This is a genomic window from Liquorilactobacillus sicerae (assembly GCF_029916425.1).
GTDB classification, from domain to species: domain Bacteria; phylum Bacillota; class Bacilli; order Lactobacillales; family Lactobacillaceae; genus Liquorilactobacillus; species Liquorilactobacillus sicerae.
The window spans coordinates 1-2,889 of record NZ_JAHAVQ010000027.1 but is presented as its reverse complement, the minus strand read 5'-3'; the positions used below and the strand labels follow the sequence as shown (position 1 = coordinate 2,889).

Sequence of the window (2,889 nt, the reverse complement as noted above, 5' to 3'; positions counted from 1 at the left end):
AGACATTACAGATGCTTTACATGAAGCGTTTAACTTTAGAACAGATTTTGAAATAATGCCAATTGAAAAGATGAAAAAAATTATTAAACAAGGAAAAGAGAATAGTACTACAAAACAGTCAAAAAAATAATCCGCTAAAGGTTGTTAAAACAACTCTTTAGCGGATTTTGTCTTCAAAAAAGTGTCAAAGATGGGATACAAGTTAAAAGTTAAAAAAAGTTAATTTTTAAAAGTCAGGTTCCATCGTAATGCTAATATTAAGGGATTCAAGCTTTAATATTATTTTAATGGTTGCCATTGCCAGTTAGTAACCTCTGGCAAATCAGTACCTTCATCGCGAATGTATTGCCGATGTTTTGCTAATAAGTTATCCATTTTAGCCAGCAAGTGCCCGTAACGTTGAGCGTGAGGCAAGCTGATTATGGCTGATTTAACTAAATCAAAACGATCCATTTGATTCAAAACTCGCATATCAAAGGGAGTAGTGATATCCCCATTTTCCCGGTAACCATGTAGGTGCAGATTATGATTATGTCGGTCAAAGAATAAATCACGAATCAGACCCTCATAACCGTGAAAGGCGAAAATGACTGGCTTGTCATGGGTGAAGTAAGCATCAAATTGCTCGTCGGTTAAGCCACGCGGATCAAGCTTGGGACTGCGCAATTTTAATAAATCAACGATATTGATAAAACGAATTTTAAGAGTTGGATCGGCTTGATGCAAAATTGAAATTGCGGCTAAGCTTTCCAAGTTAGGCTCAGTTCCAGCAGCTGCCATAACTAAGTCAGGTTCACTATTGTCATCAGTTGATGCCCATTCAATGATTTTCAGTCCCTGGTCGACCAATTCTTGAGCTTCAGCTGCTGAATAAAATTGCGGCCGCGGATGTTTAGATGAAACAATCAGATTGATCTTTTCTCGATCATTTAAGATTTTAGCCATCACTGCTAGTAGGCTGTTCGCGTCAGCTGGTAAATATTCCCGGATAAACTCCGGCTTCTTATCGGCCAAGTGACCTAGAATTCCTGGATCTTGGTGCGTGTAGCCATTATGATCTTGTTGGAAAACCGTTGAAGTTGAGATCAAATTCAATGAAGGAATCCCACTACGCCAAGCTAACTCTTTAGCTTTGCGCAACCATTTGAAATGTTGAGTGATCATGGAGTCAACAACGCGCAAAAAAGCTTCATAGCTGGCAAATAATCCGTGGCGGCCAGTTAAAATATAACCTTCAAGCCAGCCTTCATCTTGATGCTCTGAAAGTTGTGAATCAATTACTCGCCCAGCAGGTGCTAAGAACTCATCATTGGGTTCAATGATTTTTTCCAGCCACTGTCGCTTAGTTGTTTCAAAAATTGGTGCGAGACGATTAGACATTGTTTCATCAGGTCCGAAAATCCGGAAATTGTGTTGCTGTTGATTAAGCTTGATCACATCACGCAAGTAAGTACCTAAGACGGTCATATCTTGAGCTTCATTTTTTCCAGGCTGGTTTGTCTCAACAGCATAAGCGCGATAATCGGGTAAAATCAGCTCCTTGACAAATTTTACCGGATTAGTATGCGGATTGGCTGCCATTCGCTGTTCACCTTTTGGAGCGACAGCAGCAATTTCCGGTTTCAGGCTGCCGTTTTGGTCGAATAATTCTTCTGGGTGATAGCTTTTAAGCCATTTGACCAGTTCATCGGCGTGCGCTAGATCATCAGCGTCGACCGGAATCGGAATTTGATGTGCGCGAAAAGAATTCTCAATTGGTTTGTTATTCCAGAACTTTGGCCCAGTCCAGCCTTTAGGAGCCCGAAAAACGATCATTGGCCAAATTGGCAAGCGACTATCATTATTTTCTCGGGCATTTTTTTGAATGGCTTTGATTTCTTCAATTGCCTGATCCATTACTTTGGCCATTGCAGGATGCATCTGTTGCGGGTCAGCGCCCTCAACAAAGAATGGTTCCCAGCCAAGTCCCTCAAAATACTTACGTAATGTTTCGTCGCTTTCGCGTGAGAGAATCGTTGGATTGGAGATTTTAAAACCATTTAAGTTCAAAATCGGCAAAACAGCACCATCATTGATTGGATTAATAAACTTGTTTGATTGCCAAGAAGTTGCTAAAGGGCCGGTTTCAGCTTCACCGTCGCCGACCACTGTTGCAGCAATTAAATCAGGATTATCGAAAATCGCACCAGTTGCATGTGAGATCGAGTAGCCTAATTCGCCGCCTTCATGGATCGAACCGGGCGTTTCGGGTGCAGCGTGAGAAGCAACGCCGCCTGGGAAAGAGAAGCGTTTGAATAATTTTTTCATTCCAGTTTCATCCCGGGTAATTTCAGGATAAATTTCCGTATAGCTACCGTCAAGATAAGAATTCGAGACCATGACCTGACCGCCGTGACCGGGGCCTTCAACGTAAAACATGTTGAGCTGATATTTATTGATTACGCGGTTTAAATGGGCGTAAATGAAATTTTGCCCGGCAATTGTGCCCCAGTGACCAATTGGCTTGACCTTCAGATCGCTGGCTTTTAATGGTCGCTTTAATAAAGGATTGTCCTTTAGATAAAGTTGACCAACAGAGATGTAGTTGGCTGCTCGCCAAAAAGCATCGACTTTTTTTAAATAATTTGGTGATGAGTAATCTGTTGTCATTTGTGTGATTCCTCCTTAACTTTCTCTGCCTGTTTGGCAATGTTTGTTCTTCTTAATCATACCTGATTAAATATTAAAGTCAATTTATTATATAATTGGTGCGTCCCAATAATAGGTTCTTTTTCAAGTAGTACTGATAAATAAAATTGCCTAAATTGCAATTTAAATTGGTATAGCTGGATTATTAAGCTATCTGTTCTGCGGAATGGATGGCTTTTTTGATGTAATAATGATAATTTA

At 40.5% G+C, this 2,889-nt stretch carries 1 protein-coding gene; it reads right to left on the bottom strand.

Annotation, left to right across the window (positions count from 1 at the left end; all coding sequences use genetic code 11):
• Positions 1-279: 279 nt before the first annotated feature.
• Positions 280-2,649, bottom strand: a complete 2,370-nt coding sequence (locus tag KH893_RS10910) for a phosphoketolase family protein (RefSeq protein ID WP_281166155.1) — start codon at positions 2,647-2,649, stop codon at positions 280-282.
• Positions 2,650-2,889: the final 240 nt, after the last annotated feature.

Coding starts and splice junctions, on each gene's coding strand:
- KH893_RS10910 (WP_281166155.1), bottom strand. CDS start 2,649: ATGACAACAGATTACTCATCACCAAATTATTTAAAAAAAGTCGATGCT.